The sequence below is a fragment of the Nocardia jiangsuensis genome (genome assembly GCF_042650385.1).
In the GTDB taxonomy this organism is placed as follows: Bacteria; Actinomycetota; Actinomycetes; order Mycobacteriales; family Mycobacteriaceae; genus Nocardia; species Nocardia jiangsuensis.
The window spans coordinates 185,355-206,763 of the sequence record NZ_JBHSAX010000007.1; the positions used below are offsets into that span (position 1 = coordinate 185,355).

Sequence of the window (21,409 nt, forward strand, 5' to 3'; positions counted from 1 at the left end):
GAACTTCCAGTGAAGTCCAGTATCTTCCAGTATTCGCGGGTCAGCTCCGCCTCGGCCGGATGACCGCGGTGAAATCGGCGGCGGCGACGGTGATTTCGTCACCGCCGGTGATCCGCACCGGCACGGTGAACTCCACCGGCCTGCGCGCCGCCGCCTCGGTGCGCAGTGACTCCAGGGTGTCACCGGGGAGCTCGGCGGTCGCCAGGAACGGCCCCGCCGTGCCCTTCGCCCTGGCCAGGTACTCGATCCGGCCGTCCCTGGCGACGACGAACGAATCCGTCATGTGCGCCGCGATCCCGGAGACCGCCGCGCCCATGGCCGCCGTCTCCGCGAGCCCGAACAGTACTGCGGCGTGCACGTCGCCGTTGTGGTTGAGGTGCTCCGGGCCTGGCGTCATGGCGACGGCATTGCGCCCCTCGGCGAACTCGACGCCCTCGATTCCGGCGTAGCGGATGAAGCCCAGTTTCCGGAACCCGGCCATCACCAGGTCGCCCAGGGTCGCGATATCCACGGTCGCCTCCTCGAATTGAAACCTGTTCTAATTTACCGGCACGGCGACCGAATCGCTAACACAGCGGATACACGGGGGCCCCATCCGAGTCACACACCCTTTTCACAATCGACGGGTGCCGATGCTCGGCGCGGAAGGACGACCGCCATGACTCCCCGTCACGTGCCGGCCCAGCCGGACCAGTTCACCTTCGACCCGGGCGGCACCGCGCTGCTGGTGATCGACATGCAGCGGGACTTCCTGCTACCCGGCGGTTTCGGTGCGAGCCTCGGCAACGACGTGGAGCAATTGCGCAGCGTGATCCCGCCGCTGGCCCGGCTGATCGCCGCGGCGCGGGCGGCCGGGCTGCCGGTGATCCACACCAGGGAGGGGCACCTGCCCGACCTCTCCGACTGCCCGCCCGCGAAACTGCGGCGCGGCACCCCGTCCCAGCGCATCGGCGACCCCGGCGCCTTCGGCCGCATCCTGATCCGCGGCGAGTACGGCCACGACATCGTGGACGAGCTGGCGCCGATCGAGGGCGAGGTGGTGATCGACAAGCCGGGCAAGGGGGCCTTCTACGCCACCGAACTCGCCGCCGTGCTGGAGCGCCGCGGCATCACCTCGCTGCTCGTCACCGGGGTGACCACCGAGGTCTGCGTGCACACCACCGTGCGCGAGGCGAACGACCGCGGCTACGAGTGCCTGGTCGTTGCCGACTGCGTCGGCTCGTACTTCCCCGAATTCCAGCGGGTCGGGCTGGCCATGATCGCCGCCCAGGGCGGCATCTTCGGCTGGACCGCCGATTCGGCCGCCGTGCTCGACGCGCTGGCCCCCGCCCCCAGCCCGGCCCGGTGAACAGGATCCCGCGATGACGCTCGACACGAAACCGGCCGAGCAGGCCGAACCCGCCCCGCCGCTGCGGCTCCCGTGGTGGACCAGGGGCGACACCAACGCCTTCTTCGGGCTGGCCTTCAACATCCTGGTCAACGTCCTCACGCTCACCACGCTCTCGATCGCGGTGGTGCAGATCCCGAGCGGCGACGTGCTCGGCACCGTGCTGCCCGCGCTCGGCGTCGCGCTGGTGCTCGGCAACCTCTACTACATGGTGCTGGCCCGCAGGCTGGCGCGGCGCGAGAACCGCGACACCGTGACCGCGCTGCCGTACGGGCCGAGCGTGCCGCACATGTTCATCGTGGTCTTCGTCGTCATGCTGCCCATCTACCTGCAGACCGGCGATGCCCTGCGGGCCTGGTCGGCGGGGTTGGCGTGGGCCTTCATGATCGGCGTGATCGTGATGATCGGCGCCTTCGTCGGGCCGTTCATCCGGAAGATCACCCCGCGCGCGGCCATGCTCGGCACCCTGGCCGGGATCTCGATCACCTTCATCGCCATGCGCCCCGCCGCGCAGATGTGGGAGGCGGCGTGGATCGGGCTCCCGGTGCTCGCCATCATCCTGGTCGGCTTCTTCACCGACGTGAAGCTGCCGGGCAACGTCCCGGTCGGGCTGGTCGCGCTGCTGGTCGGCACCGCCATCGGCTGGATCGGGGGGTACATGTCGGCGCCGGACGTCTCCGCCGCGGTCGGCGACATCGCGCTCGGTCTGCCCGACCTGCGGTTCGACCTGCTCTTCGACGGACTCGGTGACCTGGCCCCGCTGCTCGCCACCGCCATCCCGCTCGGCGTCTACAACTTCACCGAGGCCATGAGCAATGTGGAGAGCGCGGCCGCCGCGGGCGACAACTACAACCTGCGCAGCGTGCTGCTGGCCGACGGCTTCGGGGCGGTGCTCGGCGCCGGCTTCGGCTCGCCGTTCCCGCCCGCCGTCTACATCGGCCACCCCGGCTGGAAGGACGCGGGCGGCCGCACCGGCTACTCGCTCGCCGCGGGCGCGGCCATCGGCGTGATGTGTCTGCTCGGGCTCTTCGGCGTGCTCGCCACGATCCTACCGATCCCGGCGATCGTGCCGATCCTGCTCTACATCGGACTGCTCATCGGCGCCCAGGCCTTCCAGGCCGTGCCGAAGCTGCACGCGGTCGCGGTGGTCGCGGCGCTGCTGCCGAACCTGGCGGAGTGGGCGGTCGGGCTGATCGACAACGCGCTGAGCGCCGCGGGCACCAGCGCGGAGCAGGTGGGGGAGGAGGCACTCGGCCAGGCGGGCGTCGTCTACCACGGGCTGCAGATCCTCGGCGAGGGCGCGGTGCTCGCCGGGCTGGTGCTCGGCGCGCTGGTGACCTTCGTGCTGGACAAGCGGTTCCACGCCGCCGCGATCGCGGCGGTGGTCGGCGCGCTGCTCAGCTGGATCGGGCTGATCCACGCCCCCGAGGTGGCGTGGGCGGCGGCTCCGCAGGTCGCGCTCGGCTACCTCTTCTTCGCGGTGGTCTGCCTCGCCTACTCGCTGCTGCCGAAGCCTGCCCCGGCGGAACCGGAGCCGGAGCCGAAGGAGGAGGCGGTGGCTCAGGAGGGCTGACGGATTCCCATCACCCCGGTGACCGGTGCCGCCCACTCCAGCTTGCCGGAGGCGGCGATCATGTCGTCCAGCGCGGTGGCCAGGTCATCGGGGATGGGAGCGGAGCGCCGCAGCTCCAGATCCACGTGCACCAGCAGGATCTCCACGGTGTTGGCGAGCCGGTCCCGGCCCTGGTCGACCAGGAAGGCCATCATGTGCACCGCCTTGGCGCTGCGCTCGAGCACCCGGGCGTGCACCGCCAGCGAGTCGCCGAGCCGCAGCTCGCTGTGGTAGCGCAGGTGGTGCTCGGTGGTGAAGAGCCCCCGCCCGCGCTCGCGGCGGTAGCGGTCGTCGAGACCGGCGGTCTGCAGCAGCGCGTCCGCGGCCACGATGCCGTGCCGCAGGTAGTAGACGACGTTCATGTGGCCGTTGGCGTCGATCTCGCGCTCGGTCACGTCCGCGGTGAGCGTGGCCGGGATCTCGCGGATCTGCGCCACGGTGGGGAGGTCGATAGCCATGCTTCCGATCCTGCGACACCGGTGCGCGCGGCCGCGCACCGGGTCGCCGGTCAGAGCGCGCCGCGGATCATGCCCTTGCTCCGCATGAGGTGTTCACCCAGGTAGCCGTCGTGCGGGACGCCGGGGCCGAGCCAGGTGGTCGGGTTGTCGCCGAGGTAGAGGTTGGTGACGGTCGGCTCGTCCAGCAGCCGGTCGATCAGCTCGCGGCGGGTGGTCATGGCAGTGAGCACCAGCGAGTTCCGCAGCGGGCCGATGCCGTCCTGCGGCCGCCACCGCCCGACCCACACGCACGGGAAGCCGAGCTCGATCCCGAGCCGCGGGTCGCCGCCGTCCGGCACCAGGTGCACGGCGGGCCGCAGCACCGCGCCGCCGGCTGGCAGCTCGTCCACGATGGTGTCGCCGCCGAGCAGCGCCCGTGCGTCCCCGGCGACCTCGCGCAGGTACCGGTCCACGGCGCGGGCCGACTCGATGGGCTGCACGGTGAGGACGGCGTCCGGGTGATCGGCGGGCAGGCTCGGGATGGTAGCCAGCGCCTCGGCCAGCGCCGCCGCGACCGGCTCCGGGTCGCCCTCGACCAGCACGGCGGTGGCACAGGTGCAGGCGGCGCCGCCGAGGTGGCTCACCGAGCCCGCGAGCAGCTCGATCTTCGACCGCCAGTCCACCTCCGCGGTGATCAGGATCTTGGAGCGCCCCGGCCCCTGGGTGAGCACCCGCGGGTCGCGGCCGTACTTGTCCACCACGTCCTGCCCGCCGTAGACGATGGCGTAGTCGGACTCCGCGATGATCACGTCCGCGGCGGCGTAGTCGGTCGGCAGCATGGTCACCGTGCCCGGCGGGAAGCCGGCCTCGCGCAGCGCCGTGATCAGCCGGAACGGGGTGAACGGCTCGCGGGTCGATGGGCGCACCGCGACCTTGTAGCCGAGCGCGAGCGCCTCCGGCCAGAGGCCGTGCACCGCGGGGGTGTTGCCGGCGGCGTGCACCGCGAACAGGTCGCCGCGGCGGGTCCAGACCCCCGACCCGGTGAGCGTGCGCTCGGCGTCCCACTCGTCCACCGCGCCGCGCGGCATGGCGAGCGTGCGGGTCTCGCGCTGGGCGCGCAGCACGTCGGCCACCCACTGCACCGACTGCCGCACCACCGCGAGCGGCACCCCGGAGACGGTGCAGACCAGACGGGCGTACTCGTGCGGGTCCAGTCCGGCCACCGTGCCGTGCAGGAAGAGCTCGGCCGCCTTGTCCAGCGCGGCCAGCCGCTCGGGCACCGCGAGCACGGTGGCGGCGCGCATGGCGGTCAGCGTGCGGCGCACGTAGAGCGGCGGCACCTGACTGATCTCGCCGACGGTCGCGCCGGAGAGCGCGGTCAGCGGGAGCCGCTCCCGGGAGCGGTAGGCGCCGGCCGGGCCGAGCGCGTCGATCCGGACGTCCATCAGTAGACCCCCTCGATCACGGCGCGATCGCCGAAGGTTTCGACCGGCCCCACATCGGCGACGGCGCAGCCCCATGCACCCGGCAGCGGGGGCAGCTTCACCGCGGTGTCGCGCTCGGTGTTGTTCGGCAGCAGCGCGTATTTCGTGAGGTGGTTCATCACCACCTGCCCGCGCTCGCCGTACGCCACGTCCCGCCCGGTGGCCGGGTCGACCACCCGGAAGGCGATGTAGGGGCTCGGGGCGTCGAAGACCGGCAGCCCGTCCGGGTGGTCCTCCCCGCGCTCCCGGGACATGCCGAGGATGGTGGTGCTGCCGTACAGCCCCTTCAGCGGAATTCCCGGGAAGATCTCGGTGCGGAAGATGTCGCGGGTGTCGGCGTCCATGTGCGCGCCGCTCCAGCAGATGAACCGCACCTGCTTCCGGATCGAGTCGACCAGCTCCGGCCGCCGGGCCACCCGCTCCAGCAGCGGCGGCGTGGTGATGAGGATGCCGATCGACTGGGTGGTGAGGATGTGCCCCACCTGATCGATCAGGTGCTCGGCATAGCGCTCCGCCTCCTCGGCGGCGCCGCGGGCGAGCAGCTGCTTGATCCAGCGCGGATCCAGGTCGATGGTGAACTTGACGCCGTCGTGCCTGCGCGCCCTCCTGGTCGCGAACTCGCCGAACATGTGCGGGCCGCTCGGTGCGATGGCGAGCGTGTTCACGGTCCCGAGCCCGGCGTAGTGGAACTCGTCCCAGCCCAGCGCGAACTCCATCCACGGCTCGAACATCACGAAGCGCTTCGGCAGCCCGGTGGTGCCGCCGCTCTCGAAGATCCCGGCGATCTCCCGGTCCGCGCCGGTGAGCCCGCGCGGGATCAGCTCGGCGACCTCGATGTCGCGGAATTCGTCCACGACATTGGGGAATCGGGTGAGGTCGTCGAAGGTGCCGACCTCGGTCAGCGGATCGAAATCGAGGGTGTGCGCCCGGCGCAGCCAGTACGGGCTACCGGTCGCGGGGTCGAAATGCCAGCGCATCAGGGCCCGGATGTAGGCGTCGGGATCGACCGGCGCGGCGCCGAGATCGAGAATGGCAGAACACATGCGTCCTCCAGGGCGTGGAACTCACGCACACTGTGGCCGAACGCGCAGCCCCGCCGAAACCGCCGCCGCCCGACTTCGATGACGCGATCACGGAATTCCCGGACGCCCCGGCCGCGGGAGGTATGTCTGGTAGGTCCGTAGGCTGGCAATCCGGCCGCTACCGCGGGTTCGGCAGCAGCGATTCGTCTTTGGCGCCGGGGCCGAGCAGTGCGCGCAGCTCGCCGCGGTGCACCGGCTCGCCGCACTCGGAGCAGGCCGGCTCAACCGTCATGAGGTGGCCGCACGTCTTGTGCCGCAACTGGATCGGCGGGCCGTCGGCGGCGGCCCACTCGTCGCCCCACTGCCGCATGGCCGTCACGACCAGCCAGAGCGCGCGGCCCTTCTCGGTGAGCCGGTAGTCGTGGCGCACCGGGTTCTCCTGGTACGGCTCGCGGGTCAGGATGCCGTGCTCGACCAGGTGCTCCAGCCGCTGGGTGAGCACGTTGCGGGCGATCCCGAGCCGGCTCCGGAAGTCGTCGAAGCGGGTGACGCCGAGCAGGGCGTCGCGCACGATCAGCAACGTCCACCACTCGCCGACCACCTCCAGGCACTGGGCCAGGGAGCAGTTCATGTCGGCGAAGCTCGTTCTGCGCATTACTCCAGAGTAGTCGGTTGCGTGAAAGAACTCACGCGTCCTACAGTGCGTTGCATGACGCAACTCACTACCCCCGGGATCGCCGGGGCGTTCGATCTGACCGCGACCGGGGACGGTCGGCACACCGCGCGGGTCGACGAGACCTGGCAGGGGTGGAGCGGGCCGCACGGCGGCGTGGTCGCGGCGCTGCTCGTCGAGGTCGCGTTGCGCGCCGCCGCCGAGCCGCTGCCGGTGCGCGCGGTGGACCTGCGGTTCCTCGGCCGTCCGGCCACCGGTGTGCTGGAGTTCGCCGCCGCGGCGACCGCCGTCGGGCGGAATACCGCCGTGGTGGACGTACGGGCGGAGCAGGGCGGGGTCGCCGTGGCGGCAGCCGCCGTGACGCTCGGGCGCACGGTTCCGAGCGAGGTCGCCACCTATGCGGGGGCACCGGCCCCCGCGGTGCCCGCGCCGGAGGAGTGCGCGGAGTTCCGGCTGCCGCCCGAGATCGTCCCGGCGGGCGCGCGTTTCGAGATCCGCCCGGCGAGCGATGTGCTGCCGCTGACCGGCTCGGCCGAGCGCGAGCTCCGCGCCTGGGTCACGCTGCGCCCGGAGGGGGGTGGCGCCGACAGGTTCCCGATAGACGCCGCCGCGCTGGCAATCCTGGCCGACGCGCTGCCGCCCGCTCTCTTCGCGGCGTTGCGCGCCCCGGTCGCCGCGCCGACCGTCGCCCTCTCCCTGTATCTGCACGCGGAACCGGTTGCGGCGCAGCCGGTTCTGGTGACGACGGTGAACGCCTCGACCGGTGGCGGCTGGTCGGTCGATGACACCGAGCTCAGGGCGAGGGACGGGCGGCTGCTCGCCACCGCCAGGCAGACCCGCCGCGTGCTGGGCTGAGGCGCGCCGTGACCTCCGTGACCGCGGCGCCGCGCGCCGCCATCGACCTGCGCAAGGTCCTCGTCGTGGTGAACGCGGGCGTACTGCTCTCCAGCCTCGACCTGTTCATCGTCAACGTCGCGCTCTCCGACATCGCCGCCGACTTCGCCGGGGTGCCGATCGCCGAGCTCTCCTGGGTGCTCAACGCCTACGCCATCGTCTTCGCCGCGCTGCTCGTGCCGGCCGGGCGGCTGGGCGACCGGAGCGGCATCCGCACCACGTTCCTGCTCGGGCTCGGCCTCTTCGTGCTCGGCTCGGCGCTCTGCGCGACCGCGTGGAACGTGGAGTCGCTGGTCGGTTTCCGCATCCTGCAGGCCGCCGGTGCCGCCGTGCTCACCCCGGCCTCGCTGGGGCTGGTGCTGGCGGCGAGCCCACCGGAGCGGCGCCCGATGGCGGTGCGGCTCTGGGTGGCCTTCGGCGGGCTCGGCGCCGCGCTCGGCCCGGTGCTCGGCGGCATCCTGGTGCAGGCCGACTGGCGCCTGGTGTTCCTGGTGAACGTGCCGATCGGGCTGGTGGCGCTGCTGGCCGGGGTGCGCGTGCTCCCGGTCGTGCCCGGTGACGGCGGCGGCTTGCCCGACCTGCGCGGCGCGGTGCTCGCCGCGCTGGCGGTGGCCGGGCTGGTGCTCGGCCTGGTCCAGGGGCCGGAGTGGGGGTGGAGCTCGCCGGGGGTGCTCGGCGCCTTCGCGCTCGCGGTGCTGTGCGGGATCGGCTTCGCGGTCTCCTCCGCCCGGCACCACAGCCCGATCGTGGCCCCCGCGCTGCTGCGCGCCCCGAACTTCGCACTGATGACCGGCAATGCCGTGTTCTTCAATATCGCCTTCGGCGGCATGCTGCTCTCGGTGGTGCTGTGGGCGCAGACCGCCTGGGGCTGGTCCGCGCTGCGCACCGGGCTCGCCATCGCGCCGGGGCCGCTGCTCGTCCCGATCGTGGCGCTGCTGGCCGGGCGGCTGATCGCCCGGGTCGGCCCCGGCCCGGTGATCATGGCGGGCGGGGTGGTGTTCGGGGCGGGCACGCTCTGGTGGTCGCAGGCGATCACGCTGCACCCGGACTACGCGGGCGGGTTGCTCGGCGGCATGCTCGTCACCGGTGTCGGGGTGGGGCTGGTGCTGCCGACCTCGTTCGCGGTCGGCACCGGCGGGCTGCCGCCGGAGCGCTTCGCCACCGGCTCGGCGGTGCTCAGCACGGCGCGGCAGGTCGGGCTCGCGGTCGGCGTCGCGGTGCTGGTCGCGCTGGTCGGCACCCCGTCAGGGCCGGAGCGGGCGCTCGAGGTCTTCCACCGGGCCTGGATCGTGATCGCCGTGTTCGCGGCGCTGGCCGGGCTCTTCGGGCTCGCCGTGCGGCGGCCGCGGCAGGGCTGAGATCGCGGCGGGGCGCCGGGTGGCGGCGGAGTCAGCGGTTCAGCAGGGCCGTGAGCACGGTCCGCGCGGCATTGGTCGGGGTGCGCCCGGCGGCGTGCCCGACCGTCAGGTGCCACGGGATCGGCGCGCCAGTCCGCTCGCCGTACCGGATGCCGGGCGCCACCGCCGCCACCGATCGGGGGACCAGCACCACGCCGAACCCCTTCGCCGCCAGCTCCAGCGCGAACGCCTGCTCGGCCACCTCGATCACCGGGCGCCGCAGCGGCAGCACGGCATCGGCCACCGTCCTGGTGCCCCAGCCGGGCGGGAAGTCGATGAACCGCTCGCCGTCCAGCTCCTCCGGGCGGAACGGCCGCCCGGCGAGCGGGTGGCCGGGGGCGGTGCAGAGCACAACACTCTCCTCGGCCAGCGGGTACCTGGTGATCCCCGGCAGCTCGGCGGGCACCCCGACCAGCAGCGCCAGATCCAGACTGCCGTCGCGCAGCCCGGCCAGATTGCCCGCCGCGCCCGCCGCGCTCTGCCGCATCCGCACCGTCACCGCCGGATACCGCCGGTGCAGCCCGGCCAGCACCCCGGCCAGGTCGATCAGGTGGATGTCGAGCAGGTTGCCGAGCACCACCTCGCCGCGCACCTCGCCGCGCGCCGCCGCCACCCCGTCCCCGATGGCGCGGCGCGCCCGCAGCATGCCCAGCGCCGGCTCCACCACGGCCGCGCCCGCCTCGGTGAGCAGCAGCGCGCGCGGGGTGCGGTCGAAGAGCCGCGCGCCGAGTTCGCGCTCCAGCTTCGCCACGCTCGCCGAGACCGCGGACTGCACCATGTTCAGCGACCGCGCCGCCGCGGTGAACGAGCCGTGCTCCCGGCAGGCGAGGAAGCACTCGATCTGCCGCAGCTCCATCGTCCGATGGTATCGCTGCCGTCGATGGCCCCATCGACAACCATCGCTTTTGTCGATTGCGACTCCGGCGCATGCTCGGACCATGACCACAGCACCCGCCACTCCCGCCACCCGAGCCGTCGTGCTCGTGTTCGCCATCGCCGCGGGCTCCTCCGCGGGCTGTCTCTACTACCTGCAGCCGCTGTTGCACGAGGTCGCCGCCGACCTGGCCGTCTCGACCGCCACCGCCGCGCTGCTGGTCAGCGCGGCGCAGGTCGGATATCTGTGCGGCCTGGCCCTGCTGGTGCCGCTCGGCGACTTCCTGGAGCGCAGGCGGATGGTGCCCGCGCTGCTCGCGGCTTCGGTGCTCGCGCTGGTGGTCTCGGCGCTCACCCCGGTCTTCCCGCTGCTGCTGGTGAGCGTCTTCGCCACCGGGGTGACCGCGTCGGCGGCCCAGGTCGTGGTGCCGTGGGCCTCGGCGCTGGCCGAGCCGGAGCGGCGCGGCGAGGTGGTCGGCGCGGTGATGAGCGGGCTGCTGCTCGGCATCCTGCTCTCCCGGGTGCTGGCCGGGGCCGTCGCGGAGGTCGCGGGGTGGCGCGCGGTGCTGCTGGTCGCCGCCGGACTGCAGCTCGCCACGTCGATCGCGGTCCACCGGCTGGCCCCGGCAGGCGGGCGGGCGGCGGACGGTGAGCGCTACAGCGTGGTGCTGGCCACGATCCCGACCCTGATCCGCAGGCACCCGGTACTCCGGCACCGGATGGTCCTCGGCTTCCTGAGCATGGCCTGCTTCTCCGCCGTCTGGACCGCGCTCGCCTTCCTGCTCTCCGGCGCGCACGGCAGCCCGTACCACTACCCGGAGATCGTGATCGGGCTCTTCGGCCTGGCCGGTGCGGCCGGTGCGCTCGGCGCCCCGCTGGTCGGGAAGCTGGCCGATCGCGGGAATCTGCGCGCGGTGACGACCGGGGTCTGGCTGACCGTCCTCGCCGGATGGGCGCTGCTGGCCTGGGGCGGGCAGCAGGTGCTGGTGCTGATCGTGGCGCTGCTGGTCTTCGACTTCGGCATCCAGGGCGTCCAGCTGGCCAATCAGAACGCCGTCTACGCCCTCGACCCGGCCGTGCGGAGCCGGTTGACCACCGCCTACATGGTCACCTACTTCGGCGGCGGGGTGGTGGGCTCGGTGATCGCCGGCTTCGCGCACCAGGCCGGCGGCTGGTTGCTGATCTGCGCGTTCGGCGCGGGCACGACCCTCGTCGGGATCGCGCTCTGGACCGGGCTCTTCGCCCGGCACGCGGCGGCGGCGCCTGCGCCCGTGCGCTGAGTGGTCGCCCGGGCGGGGGTGACCACGGACACGGGATGTGCGAATGACCCGGTGTCCGATGGGTAAGACTCGCACGTCCGGGCCATAGCTGTGTGGTCCGGTTCGTGCTACTTTTCGTCACACTTAGTACAGGTCTCAACGACCGGAGGTCTGCCGTGCCGAGCGCCGCGCCCGATTTGTCAGTGTTCGCCCAGACCGGAGGGGAAGGTGGGGGTGCGGCGCTCGATCAGGTTCTGATCATGACCGGCGCCGCGGGCGTGCTCGCCCTGGTCCTGCTGTGGATCGGTTACCTGCACCGCAACCGCCGGATCACCTGGCTGCAGACCGTGGCCGACCGGCTCGGCACCTACTTCAACCAGCCCGGCTGGGTGGCGTTGCCGCTGGCGCTCTTCCTGGCCACCATCCTGACCGCGCTGCTCGGCTTCATCTGGGACGTCAGCCTGCACGTCGGCAAGGGCAGGGACGCGGGGCCGCTGGCCAACCCCGCGCACTACTTCATCCTGGTCGGGCTGTTCTTCCTGTTCATGGCGGGCATGGCCGCGATCGTGCTGCCGCTGGACGAGAAGCCGGGCCCGGCCGCGGTGCGGATCACCCGCACCTGGTACGCCCCGGTCGGCGGCATCCTGCTGGCCGGCGCCGGGCTCTACGCGCTGATCGGCTTCCCGCTGGACGACGTCTGGCATCGCATTTTCGGTCAGGATGTGACGCTCTGGGGCCCCACCCACCTGATGCTGATCGGCGGCGCCGGGTTCTCCCTGATCGGCGTGCTGCTGCTGGAGTTCGAGGGCAGGCACAACCGCCCGCGCCCGGAGGAGGCGGACAGCAGGCGGATGTGGCTGCTGCGCTCCTTCGCCTTCGGCGGGCTGCTGATCGGGCTCTCGGTCTTCCAGGTGGAGTTCGACTTCGGCGTGCAGCAGTTCCGGATGGTGTTCCAGCCCATGCTGATCGTCGCCGCCGCCACCGTCAGCCTGGTCGCGGCGCGGCTGGTCCTCGGCCGTTTCAGCACGCTCGTCGTGGTCGGCTTCGCGGTGGTGGTCCGCACCGTTGTCGCGCTGCTGGTCGGCGGGCCGATCATCGATGCCCCGCGCAACGTCTTCCCGCTGTACCTGGGGATCGCGCTGGTGGTCGAGGTGCTCGCGCTGCTGCCGCTGGTGCGCAGGCCGGTGCTGTGGGGCGCGCTCTGCGGCCTGGCCGCCGCCACCGTCGGGCTGTGGCTCGAATCGCTGTGGGTCGACGCCATGTTCGTGAATCCGTGGCCCGCGTCGATCTGGCCCGAGTTGCTGGCCATGTCGGTGCCGGTCGGCATCGCGGGCGGCGTCATCGGCGGCATGCTCGGCACCGTGCTGCGCGGCGAGCCGCTGCCGAAGCCCGCGGTGCGCCGCACCCTGGTGGTGGCGGCCGTGCTGATCGTCGGCGCCGCCGTGGCCAACGGGCTCTCGCACACCGTGCCGGAGAACGCCACCGCCACCATCGCGCTCACCGAGGCGCCGTCGCAGAACGGCGAGCGCATGGTCTTCGCCGACGTCCGGATCGATCCGACGGATCTGGTCGGCGACGATCCCGAGTGGATCGAGATCCTCGGCTGGCAGGGCGGCGTTGGCAGCGAGAGCCCCGGCCGCGGCCTCGTCGTCGACCGGCTGGAGCGGGTCGAGGCCGGGCACTACGTCTCCACCGCGCCGGTGCCGGTCTCCGGCAGCTGGAAGACGGTGCTGCGGGTGCAGGACGGCCGCATCCACACCGCGCTTCCGGTGTTCATGCCCGCCGATCCCGGCATCGGCGCCGAGGAGGTGCCCGCACTGAACACCTTCACCCGGCCGTTCGTCCCGGAGATCACGGTGCTGCAGCGGGAGCGCAGCTTCGACTACCCGTCCTGGCTGTTCGGCGCGGCCTCGCTGGTGGTGCTGGCGTGCAGCCTGATCCTGGTCGCGGCGCTCTCCTGGGGTGCGGGCCGGGTCAACGACCGCTACCCGCACACCACCCGCAGCGCGTCCGCGGAGCCGGTGGCATCGGCATGATCGCCGGGTACGACGGCGTGGACGTGCTCGCGGATCACTCGATCCTGCTGGCCATCCCGGCCTTCCTGCCCGCCTTCGCACTGGTCGGCGTCGTGGTGTTCATCGCGGTCCGCGACCGCAGGGCAGGCGACGACGACACCGAACAGTCCGAGGAGGAGACGTGAGGAACGCGCGCCGGGGCTGCGCCCTCGTCCTGCTGGCCGGGCTGCTCACCGCGGGCTGCGCGAGCGCCGACGAGGGGGAGCACGCCGATCAGAGCTCGGTGCCCGCGCCGCCGGTCGACGTCCAGCCGCAAGCGGTGGTCATCGCGGTGCGACTCGCGGCGGGCACCGTGACCCCGGACGACACCAGGGTCGAGGCCGCCGTCGGCCAGCCCATCGAGCTGGTGGTGGACAGCGACACCAGCGACGAGCTGCACGTGCACGCCGACCCCGACCACACCTTCGAGGTGGAACCCGCCGCCGGGCAGCGCTTCTCCTTCACCGTCGGCGTGCCCGGCCGGGTAGAGGTCGAGCTGCACGAGGCCGGTCGCACGGTGGCGACGATCCTGGTCCGATGACGCTGCTCGCCCACGGCCTCGGCGGGGCGACCGACCTGCCGATCCCGCTCACCTACGCCCTGATCGGCGCCGCCTGGGCCCTCACCTTCTCCTTCGCGCTGCTGCTCTTCGCCTGGCGCGAGCCGCGACTCGACCCGGACTCGCCCGGCCGCCCGCTGCCCGCGGTGCTGCGCGCGGCCGTTGATTCCCGGTGGACGCGCGCGCTGCTCGGGGTGCTGAGCGTGGCGGCGACGGCGCTTGTCGCGGCGGTCGCGCTGTACGGCTCGGGTGACCCGGCGCGCAACCCCGTGCCCGGCGTGCTCTACGTGTACCTGTGGGTCGGGGTCGCGGTGCTCTCGCTGCTGGCCGGGCCGGTGTGGAAGGTGCTCTCCCCGGCGCGGGCGCTGCACCGGGCGCTCTGCGCGCTGCTGCGGCGGCCGCCGCAGCGCGGTTTCCTAACCTACCCGGAGCGGCTCGGGATCCGGCCCGCGGTGCTCGGGCTCTTCTCCCTCGTCTGGCTGGAGCTGGCCGCGCCGGACCCGGGCGCGGTCGCGGCGGTGGCGACCTGGCTCGGTCTCTACCTGCTGATCACCCTGGCCGGGATCGTCGTCTTCGGCACCGTGTGGGCCGAGCGCGCCGACCCACTCGAGGTGTACAGCGCGCTGGTGGGCAGGCTCAGCCCGGTCGGCAGGCGCGCGGGCACCGGTGAACTCGTGCTGCGCGCGCCACTCGCGAATCTCGCGGGCACCCCGGTGCTCCCCGGCTCGGTGGCGGTGGCGGCGGTGCTGCTCGGCTCCACCGCCTTCGACAGCTTCTCCCAGTTCCCGGTCTGGCGGCGGCAGCTCGTCGACTCCGGCCAGCCGACCTTGCTGAAGACCGCGGCGCTACTCGGGTTCGTGCTGATCGTGGCGGTGCTGTTCTGGGGCGCCGCGCGCGCGACCGGCGGCGTCAGCAGGGCGGAGCGCCGCCTGCTGCCCGGCATGCTGGCGCACAGCCTGACCCCGATCGTGGCCGGTTACATCGTGGCGCACTACCTCACCTTCCTGGTCGAGAAGGGCCAGGCGACCGCGATCCTCTTCGCCGACCCCTACGACCGGGGCTGGAACCTGCTCGGCCTCGCCGATCGCGATGTCGCCTACCTGCTCTCGAACCACCCGGCGGTGCTCGGCACGATCAAGGTGCTCGCGGTGGTCACCGGGCACGTGCTCGGCGTCGCCGCCGCGCACGACCGCAGCCTGCGGGTGCTGCCGAAGGCGCACCGCGCCACCGGTCAGCTCGCGCTCATGCTGATCATGGTCGGCTTCACCTTCACCGGGCTCTACCTGCTCTTCGACGCCTGATCCGCGCTGTCGGCCAGTTCGCCGCCGCGCCGCCGCCGCACCTCGTTGACCGCGGCGAGCAGCACCCCGATGCCGATCAGGACCAGCCCGCGCAGCCACACCTCCGCCGCCACCTGCGTGGCGAGCAGCAGGCAGGAGGCGATCCCGAGGACGGGCACCGCGATCGGCACCCGGAAGTGTTCGCCGGTGCCCGGGTCCCGGCGCAGCGCGATGGCCGCGGCGTTCACCCCGGTGAAGACCACGAGCAGGAGCAGCACCAGGGTCTCGGCGAGCGCGTCGATCTCACCGGTGAGCGCGAGCGCCACCGAGGCGGCGGTGGTGACCAGCACGGCGACCCACGGGGTCCGGCGCCGCGGCAGCACCCGGGCCAGCGCGGCGGGCAGCAGCCCGTCCCGCGCCATGCCGTAGGCCAGCCTGGACCCCATGATCCCGGTGAGCAGCGCGCCGTTCGCCACCGCGACCAGCGCGATCACCGCGAACAGCCGCTCCGGCACGCCGCCTGCGATCCGCACCACCTCCAGCAGCGGCCCCGACGACCCGGCCAGGACGTCGGTCGGCACCGCCGCCGAGGTGAGCAGCCCGAGCAGCACGTAGACCACGCCCGCGGTGAGCAGCGCGCCGAAGAGCGCCCGCGGGTAGCTGCGGCGCGGATCGGCGACCTCCTCGGCCAGGTTCACCGAGGTCTCGAAGCCGACGAAGGAGTAGTAGGCGAGCACCGCACCGGCCAGGATCGCCCCGGCCGCACCGTGTTCGGCGGTGCCGAGGGCGGTGAGCCTGCCCGGATCGGCGTCGCCGCGCAGCAGGATCCAGGCACCGAGCCCGATCACCAGTAGCAGCCCGCCGAGCTCGACCAGGGTGGCGACCACGTTGGCGCCCAGCGATTCCCGCACGCCGCGGATGTTCAGCGCCGCCAGCACCAGCAGGAAGACCACGACCACCGCGAGGGTGGGCAGCGTGACCAGTTCGGCGAGGTAGTCGGAGGCGAAGCCGCGGGCCAGCGCCGCGACCGAGACCACCCCGGCGGCGAGCATGCAGAACCCGACCAGCGAGCCGGCGGCCGGGCCGAAGGCGAGCGTGGTGTAGTGCGCGGAGCCGCCCGCGCGCGGGTACTTGGTGGCGAGTTCGGCGTAGGAGCCCGCGGTGAGGCAGGCCAGCCCGAGCGCGACGAGCAGCGGCAGCCAGACCGCGCCGCCGGAGCGGCCCGCGATCTCGCCGATCAGCACGTACACCCCGGCGCCGAGCACGTCGCCGAGGATGAAGAAGTAGAGCAGGCGCGTCCCGACGACGCGATTCAGCGCGGGCACGGCGTCAGTGCCTGCTCGGCAGCGCGGCCGACATCACCCGGTTCGCGGTGGCTTTCACGGCGTCCGGGAGCACGTGGTCGAGCGTCGCCATGGCCCTGGTGCCGAGGGATCCACCGACCACCTTCTGCTGGTCCCGCAGCAGCGCGTCGACGCCCTGCCGCGCGACCAGCGCCGGATCCTCCTTCGGGCCACGCCCGATCACGGTGTCGAGCATGCCCGCACGGCGGAAGAAGTCGGTGTCGGTGGGGCCGGGCAGCAGCGCGGTCACGGTGACCCCGGTGTCGTGCACCTCGTTGCGCAGCGCCTGCGCGAAGGACTGGACGAACGACTTGGAGGCGGCGTACACGGCCTGTTTCGCGCCGGGCATCATCGACAGCACCGACGAGGTGAAGAGCAGTTTGCCGCTGTCCCGGCGCACCATGTCGCCGAGCACCAGTTTGGCCAGATGCACGGTGGAGCGCACGTTCAGCGCGATGATGTCGAGCTCGGTATCCAGATCGGTGTCGACGAAGTCGCCGCCGATGCCGATGCCCGCGTTGAGCGCGACGGCGTCGAGTGGCCGTTCGTCCTCGGTGGCGGCGGAGTACAGCCGCTGGACGCCCTCGGCGGTGCGCAGATCGACCTGGACGGCGCGCACGTCGCAGCCGTCGTGCCTGAGCTCGGCGGCAGCGTCTTCGACGGCGACGTCCTCGGCGGCGAGCACCAGGTCGTATCCGTGGTCGGCGAACTGCCGCGCGAGCTCCAGTCCGATTCCGCGCGAGGCTCCGGTGACCAGGGCGAGGGGGCGTGTCCGGTTCATGCGGCCGGGCTACCCGGGGGGCACGGGATCATGCCCGCGCAACACCGCTTCCACCGCGTCGGCGGTCCAGCGCCCGTGCGCGCCGGGCGCGGTCGCGAGGTAGCGGGCGGCTCGTTCCGGCGTCCAGCCGTGTGCTTCGGCCAGCCCGGCGCCGAGGTGCCGGAGATACGCTGCCGACGGCGGGTTGCCCGGCAGCGCCCGGTATCGGGCGGGAGCGGTGCAGGTGAGTACCGGCAGCCCCGCCCTGTCACCGGCGTGGACCAGCGTTTCGTAGCGTCCGGGGCCGATGGCGTACCGGCCGGCGGCGAGCACCGCGGCCAGGTCGAGGTCGGTGCCTGGCGGGCGGTACATCTCCTGCGCCACCAGGTCGGCGAACTGTTCGGCGGTCACCAGGTGCGCCCTGGCGGCGACGGCGCCGTCGCCGTCGGGGTCGTAGAAGGCCCGGCCGCCGGTCCAGACCAGCGATTCGGTGGCGAAGTAGAGCGTGCCGGGCAGCCACACCGCCTCCGACCGCTCGGGGTCACGCGGATCCCGGCACCCCGGACAGCTGTGCGCGGAGCCGGCGGGGACCCCGCCCGCGAGGTAGCAGCGGATCCGGTCGGCGTGCATGTTGGAGCCGTAGGCCGCGTACCAGAGCCGGTCCGGCGCCGCCGCGTCGCGCGGCGCCGGACCGAGGGGCTCGGCCGGCCCCGGCACGGCTCAGATCTTGCGGATGACGGTGACGACCTTGCCGAGGATCTGCGCGTCGTTGCCCGCGATCGGCTCGAAGTGCGCGTTGTGCGGCATCAGCCAGACGTCGGTGCCGGTGCGCTTGAACGTCTTCACCGTGGCCTCGCCGTCCAGCATGGCGGCCACGATGTCGCCGTTCTCGGCGACGTTCTGCTGCCGCACCACCACCCAGTCGCCGTCGCAGATCGCGGCGTCCACCATGGACTGGCCGACCACCCTGAGCAGGAACAGCGAGCCCTCGCCGACCAGCTCCTTCGGCAGCGGGAAGACATCCTCCACCGCCTGCTCGGCGAGGATCGGGCCACCGGCGGCGATCCGGCCGAGCACCGGGACGAAGGCCGGGGTCGGGGTGGCGCTCTCCGGCACCTCGTCGGTGTCGACCGCGCCGCCTGCGGGCAGGCTCGTCACCGCGCGCACGGCCTCGTCCAGCCCGCGCACGTCCACCGCGCGCGGGCGGTTCGGATCGCGCCGGAGGTAGCCCTTGCGCTCCAGTGCCCGCAGCTGGTGCGCCACCGACGAGGTGGAGGTGAGCCCCACCGCGTCGCCGATCTCCCGGATGCTGGGCGGATACCCGCGCTCGCTCACCGACGACCGGATGACGTCGAGCACCCGGCGCTGACGCGCGGTGAGATCCGCCCCGGCCCCGTTGCCGTCGGCACCGATGGTGTCGGTACCGCGGGTACCGGTACCGGGACCGCCCTCGTCGCCCGCGTCGTCCCTGTGGCCCACCGCAACCCGCCTTCCTGTCCGCGCCCCGCCCGGATGCCGCCCGGGGCGTCCGTCTCCGGGCCTCGCGCCCGGGTGTTGCTCCAAACCTAGACTGCCGCGGGCCGAGTATCAAACACCTGTTCGACGCTAGTCCGTGTCGCGGCTGGCGCGCACCCGCCCCGCGTGGTAGAAATCGAACATACGTTCCCTCGAACATGTGAGCGAACCGGTTCGATCGGCGGCGGAAAATCCGCACGTCGCAGCCGGTTCCGGCAGTTGCAGCAGCGCAACATCGCCGTCCCCCCGACGGCCCTGACGAGCCACAGTCAGCAACTCGACCGGCGGGTGCCGGTACACGGAGGAATGTCCGATGAGCACAGCGCTCGAATTCGACAGGAGCACGGGCGATTCCGGGCAGCCGGAGCCGGGCCGCGCCGGGGGATGCCATGCCCCCGCCGGCCGCCGCGGCGGTGTGGTCGTGCGCCGGGGCGCCCCCACCCGCGGGCGCCCCCGCCGCATCGACGAGCGCCGCCCCGCCGACGGACGGCCGCGCCGCGGCGCGCTCGCCGACCACCGGCCGCTGCCCCGCAGGCCGCGCGGCGTGCATCCGCTGCGCCGGGTCGAACAGGCGAGGGCCGGGCTGGCCACGCTGGCCGTCACGGCGCTCGTCACCGCGCTGATCGTGGTCGCGATGCTGCTGCTCGCGCAGTGGCGCTCCGCACCCGCCCCCGAACCCGGGATGTCCGGCGCCGCAGCGGTGGTCGCGGTGCCGATGGGGAGTGTGCCGCTCGCGTAGCGGGATTCGCCGGAACCTTGCTCGCGAACTGGAACCGGTTGCTATCGTCGCGGCACACACGCCCGCGCACCTGTGCCGCGACCGAGAGGCGGATCCGCAATGACGCGCTCCCGCATCGAGTTTCCCGCGCTCGGACTCCTCTGCCATGCGGTCCTGCTCGCCTGTCTGCTCGTGCTGCCCGGCACGCTCGCCCCGGTCCGGGCCGCACCGCTGTACGCCGGCTACCTCGACCTGCCGGTGGTCGACGCGGACGGCGAGCGGGCCGGCGGAGTACACCCGGGGCTGCCGTCCGACGCGGCGGTGCTCGGCGCCGCGCTGGACCAGGCTCGCGCGGCCGGGGTGCCCGCCCGCCGCTACACCGCGCTGCTGCGGCAGTACTGGCTCGTTGTCGCCGCGGGCAACGCGGGCATCGACCTCGCGGGCTGGGATCCGCAGCGCGGCCCCGCGGTCAACGCGCACACCTTCAACCTCGTCTACGTGAACTACCTCCGGCTGGCGAGCGCGCACCCGGAGTTCTGGTGGGCCGGGCTGGCCGGGCTCGCGGGCGGCTCCTTCGCCTCCGGCTTCTTCGACATGGACGACGCGGGCCGGGTCATCGACCTGCCCGGCCTGCACGCGCTCGGCAGCGCGGTCGCCGACCTGCTGCAGCGCACCCCGCCGGAGCTGGTCGAGCGCACCCCGGAGGACATCCGGCTGCTCGCCGGTGTCGGCCCGCGGCTCACCGCCGCTGACCTCACCTGGTACCAGACCCGGCTGATGGCCATGCAGAAACACATCTTCATCGACCTGGTACCGCAGCACGAGGCATACCTGGCGCGCGGCATGGCAGGCATCGACGAGCTGGCCGCGGCCGGGGCGATCGACGGCACCCTGCGCGCCGCCTGGGCCGGGATCGCCGCGGGCGGTACCGCGGGCTACATCGATGCGCTGTACCGGATGACCGATCGCGAACAGAACGCCATCGTCCCCGACCAGTGGGACGCCACCGCCGCGGCCAGGGACGGCATCGGCCGGGTGCTCACCTACGTCAGCACCATCGCGGCGAAGCCCGCGGTCCCCGGCGTGCGGGCGCCGGGCACCTTCGCCCCCGCCACCGTGCGGGCGGGCGACCTGGTGCTGCGCACCCCGCTGCCCGGCTTCAACTGGGCCGATCGGGACGATCGCTGGCGCTACATCACCGGGGATCTGGTGCTCAGGCACATCGACCTGAAACGGGACGCGACGCGTGCCGCCGGGGTGCTGGCCGAGCCGTTCCCGGCCAAGCTGTCCCGCGGCAGGTTGGCCGCCCGGCTGCCCGAACTGCTCGCCGACCTGTCCGGCCAGTGGCGGATCGGGGGATGAGCGGTGCGGTACCCGGCGCCGAGCAGGGGTGGAGCCGACCCGCCGCCGCCTCCGGCCGGGTATCCTGCGTGTGATAGCGGTGAACGCGCCGGGTGGCGCCGGTTCACCCCGTGTCGCGGCGGACGCGCCCGGCACATGTGCTCGCCGGGTCGCGACAGCGCGCTCCCCACCCGGCCCGGCCGCGAGCACCCGCCTGGACGAAGGACTCCCGGATGCATTGCCCGTACTGCAGGCACCCCGACTCCCGGGTCGTCGACTCCCGTGAGGCGGAGGAAGGCACGGCCATCCGCCGCCGCCGCTCCTGCCCGCAGTGCGGCAGGCGCTTCACGACGGTCGAGACCGCCATCCTCTCGGTGGTCAAGCGCAGCGGCGTCACCGAGCCGTTCAGCCGCGAGAAGGTCATCCGCGGCGTCCGCCGCGCGTGCCAGGGCCGCGAAGTCGACGACGACGCCCTGAACCTGCTCGCCCAGAAGGTGGAGGACGCTGTGCGCGCGAAGGGATCTCCCGAGGTGCCGAGCCACGAGGTCGGCCTCGCCATCCTCGGCCCGTTGCGCGATCTCGACGAGGTCGCCTACCTCCGCTTCGCCTCCGTCTACCGCTCCTTCACCTCCGCAGCGGATTTCGAGCGCGAGATCACCCAGATGCGCGAAGCCCGCGCCGTCGCCGCGGACTGAGCGAATGAGGAGCAGTCGCCGGGCTCACCGCTCTTCACGACCGAGAGCACGGCGTCGCCCTCGCTGATCGGCTGACCCGCGGCGGGCGTCCGGCCGGCCACCACCC

Annotated in this window: 22 protein-coding genes; 12 read left to right on the forward strand and 10 right to left on the reverse strand. The window is 73.0% G+C overall.

Annotation, left to right across the window (positions count from 1 at the left end):
• Nucleotides 1-40 precede the first annotated feature (40 nt).
• Complete coding sequence (locus ACFO0B_RS08590; RefSeq protein WP_378611788.1) at nucleotides 41-511, reverse strand: PaaI family thioesterase; 471 nt, start codon at nucleotides 509-511, stop codon at nucleotides 41-43.
• A 147-nt stretch (nucleotides 512-658) separates the two neighbouring features.
• On the opposite strand from ACFO0B_RS08590, the gene ACFO0B_RS08595 reads away from it, so the two are divergent.
• Nucleotides 659-1,348, forward strand: a complete 690-nt coding sequence (locus ACFO0B_RS08595; protein WP_378611790.1) for a cysteine hydrolase family protein — start codon at nucleotides 659-661, stop codon at nucleotides 1,346-1,348.
• Between the two features lie 13 nt (nucleotides 1,349-1,361).
• A complete protein-coding gene (locus ACFO0B_RS08600; RefSeq protein ID WP_378611791.1) occupies nucleotides 1,362-2,960 on the forward strand; it encodes a regulator in 1,599 nt (532 codons plus the stop codon).
• Here ACFO0B_RS08600 and ACFO0B_RS08605 read toward each other — a convergent pair.
• The 4 genes from ACFO0B_RS08605 to ACFO0B_RS08620 form a co-directional block, all read right to left on the reverse strand.
• Nucleotides 2,948-3,457 carry a thioesterase family protein gene (locus ACFO0B_RS08605; protein ID WP_378611793.1) on the reverse strand — a complete coding sequence of 170 codons (510 nt, stop codon included), beginning with the start codon at nucleotides 3,455-3,457 and terminating at the stop codon, nucleotides 2,948-2,950. The two genes, ACFO0B_RS08600 and ACFO0B_RS08605, sit on opposite strands and share 13 nt — an antisense overlap.
• A gap of 50 nt (nucleotides 3,458-3,507) precedes the next feature.
• Complete coding sequence (locus tag ACFO0B_RS08610; RefSeq protein WP_378611794.1) at nucleotides 3,508-4,881, reverse strand: aldehyde dehydrogenase family protein; 1,374 nt, start codon at nucleotides 4,879-4,881, stop codon at nucleotides 3,508-3,510.
• Complete coding sequence (locus ACFO0B_RS08615; RefSeq protein WP_378611796.1) at nucleotides 4,881-5,963, reverse strand: phenazine antibiotic biosynthesis protein; 1,083 nt, start codon at nucleotides 5,961-5,963, stop codon at nucleotides 4,881-4,883. Before ACFO0B_RS08615 ends, ACFO0B_RS08610 begins: the two co-directional genes overlap by 1 nt.
• 157 nt (nucleotides 5,964-6,120) lie before the next feature.
• Complete coding sequence (locus ACFO0B_RS08620; RefSeq protein WP_378611797.1) at nucleotides 6,121-6,597, reverse strand: winged helix-turn-helix transcriptional regulator; 477 nt, start codon at nucleotides 6,595-6,597, stop codon at nucleotides 6,121-6,123.
• A gap of 54 nt (nucleotides 6,598-6,651) precedes the next feature.
• Between ACFO0B_RS08620 and ACFO0B_RS08625 the strand changes: the two genes are divergently transcribed.
• A complete protein-coding gene (locus tag ACFO0B_RS08625) occupies nucleotides 6,652-7,470 on the forward strand; it encodes an acyl-CoA thioesterase (RefSeq protein WP_378611798.1) in 819 nt (272 codons plus the stop codon).
• Nucleotides 7,471-7,478: 8 nt separating this feature from the next.
• Complete coding sequence (locus ACFO0B_RS08630; RefSeq protein WP_378611800.1) at nucleotides 7,479-8,867, forward strand: MFS transporter; 1,389 nt, start codon at nucleotides 7,479-7,481, stop codon at nucleotides 8,865-8,867.
• A gap of 31 nt (nucleotides 8,868-8,898) precedes the next feature.
• Here the strand turns inward: ACFO0B_RS08630 and ACFO0B_RS08635 are convergent, their stop codons facing one another.
• Nucleotides 8,899-9,762, reverse strand: a complete 864-nt coding sequence (locus ACFO0B_RS08635; RefSeq protein ID WP_378611801.1) for a LysR family transcriptional regulator — start codon at nucleotides 9,760-9,762, stop codon at nucleotides 8,899-8,901.
• An 82-nt stretch (nucleotides 9,763-9,844) separates the two neighbouring features.
• Here ACFO0B_RS08635 and ACFO0B_RS08640 point away from each other — a divergent pair, with 82 nt between their 5' ends.
• The 5 genes from ACFO0B_RS08640 to ACFO0B_RS08660 all read left to right on the forward strand — a co-directional run bounded on the left by ACFO0B_RS08640 (nucleotide 9,845) and on the right by ACFO0B_RS08660 (nucleotide 14,952).
• Entirely contained in the window at nucleotides 9,845-11,059 is a 1,215-nt protein-coding gene (locus ACFO0B_RS08640; protein ID WP_378611802.1) for an MFS transporter, read from the forward strand.
• A 239-nt stretch (nucleotides 11,060-11,298) separates the two neighbouring features.
• A complete protein-coding gene (locus tag ACFO0B_RS08645; protein WP_378611803.1) occupies nucleotides 11,299-13,074 on the forward strand; it encodes a hypothetical protein in 1,776 nt (591 codons plus the stop codon).
• A complete protein-coding gene (locus ACFO0B_RS08650) occupies nucleotides 13,071-13,238 on the forward strand; it encodes a hypothetical protein (protein ID WP_378611804.1) in 168 nt (55 codons plus the stop codon). Before ACFO0B_RS08645 ends, ACFO0B_RS08650 begins: the two co-directional genes overlap by 4 nt.
• Nucleotides 13,235-13,633: a hypothetical protein gene (locus ACFO0B_RS08655; RefSeq protein ID WP_378611805.1), complete on the forward strand. Its 399-nt coding sequence runs from the start codon at nucleotides 13,235-13,237 to the stop codon at nucleotides 13,631-13,633. The genes ACFO0B_RS08650 and ACFO0B_RS08655 overlap by 4 nt, the downstream gene beginning before the upstream one ends.
• Entirely contained in the window at nucleotides 13,630-14,952 is a 1,323-nt protein-coding gene (locus ACFO0B_RS08660; protein WP_378611806.1) for a hypothetical protein, read from the forward strand. The genes ACFO0B_RS08655 and ACFO0B_RS08660 overlap by 4 nt, the downstream gene beginning before the upstream one ends.
• On the opposite strand, the gene ACFO0B_RS08665 is transcribed toward ACFO0B_RS08660, so the two are convergent.
• The 4 genes from ACFO0B_RS08665 to lexA are packed head-to-tail and all read right to left on the reverse strand — an operon-like array spanning nucleotide 14,931 to nucleotide 18,447.
• Nucleotides 14,931-16,256, reverse strand: coding sequence for an APC family permease (locus ACFO0B_RS08665; protein WP_378611807.1), 1,326 nt, complete (start codon nucleotides 16,254-16,256; stop codon nucleotides 14,931-14,933). The genes ACFO0B_RS08660 and ACFO0B_RS08665 overlap by 22 nt on opposite strands.
• A gap of 4 nt (nucleotides 16,257-16,260) precedes the next feature.
• Complete coding sequence (locus ACFO0B_RS08670; RefSeq protein ID WP_378611808.1) at nucleotides 16,261-17,055, reverse strand: SDR family NAD(P)-dependent oxidoreductase; 795 nt, start codon at nucleotides 17,053-17,055, stop codon at nucleotides 16,261-16,263.
• Between the two features lie 9 nt (nucleotides 17,056-17,064).
• On the reverse strand, nucleotides 17,065-17,751 hold the full coding sequence (locus tag ACFO0B_RS08675) for a histone deacetylase (RefSeq protein WP_378611809.1): 687 nt from the start codon (nucleotides 17,749-17,751) through the stop codon (nucleotides 17,065-17,067).
• A gap of 3 nt (nucleotides 17,752-17,754) precedes the next feature.
• The gene (lexA, locus tag ACFO0B_RS08680; RefSeq protein ID WP_378611891.1) at nucleotides 17,755-18,447 is read right to left on the reverse strand and encodes a transcriptional repressor LexA; all 693 of its coding nucleotides are present in this window, start codon (nucleotides 18,445-18,447) and stop codon (nucleotides 17,755-17,757) included.
• Nucleotides 18,448-18,862: 415 nt separating this feature from the next.
• Between lexA and ACFO0B_RS08685 the strand changes: the two genes are divergently transcribed.
• The 3 genes from ACFO0B_RS08685 (at nucleotide 18,863) to nrdR (ending at nucleotide 21,303) form a co-directional block, all read left to right on the forward strand.
• Nucleotides 18,863-19,288, forward strand: a complete 426-nt coding sequence (locus tag ACFO0B_RS08685; protein WP_378611810.1) for a hypothetical protein — start codon at nucleotides 18,863-18,865, stop codon at nucleotides 19,286-19,288.
• Between the two features lie 99 nt (nucleotides 19,289-19,387).
• Nucleotides 19,388-20,629, forward strand: coding sequence for a hypothetical protein (locus tag ACFO0B_RS08690; RefSeq protein WP_378611811.1), 1,242 nt, complete (start codon nucleotides 19,388-19,390; stop codon nucleotides 20,627-20,629).
• 212 nt (nucleotides 20,630-20,841) lie between these two features.
• Complete coding sequence (gene nrdR, locus ACFO0B_RS08695; RefSeq protein WP_233019530.1) at nucleotides 20,842-21,303, forward strand: transcriptional regulator NrdR; 462 nt, start codon at nucleotides 20,842-20,844, stop codon at nucleotides 21,301-21,303.
• Nucleotides 21,304-21,409 lie beyond the last annotated feature (106 nt).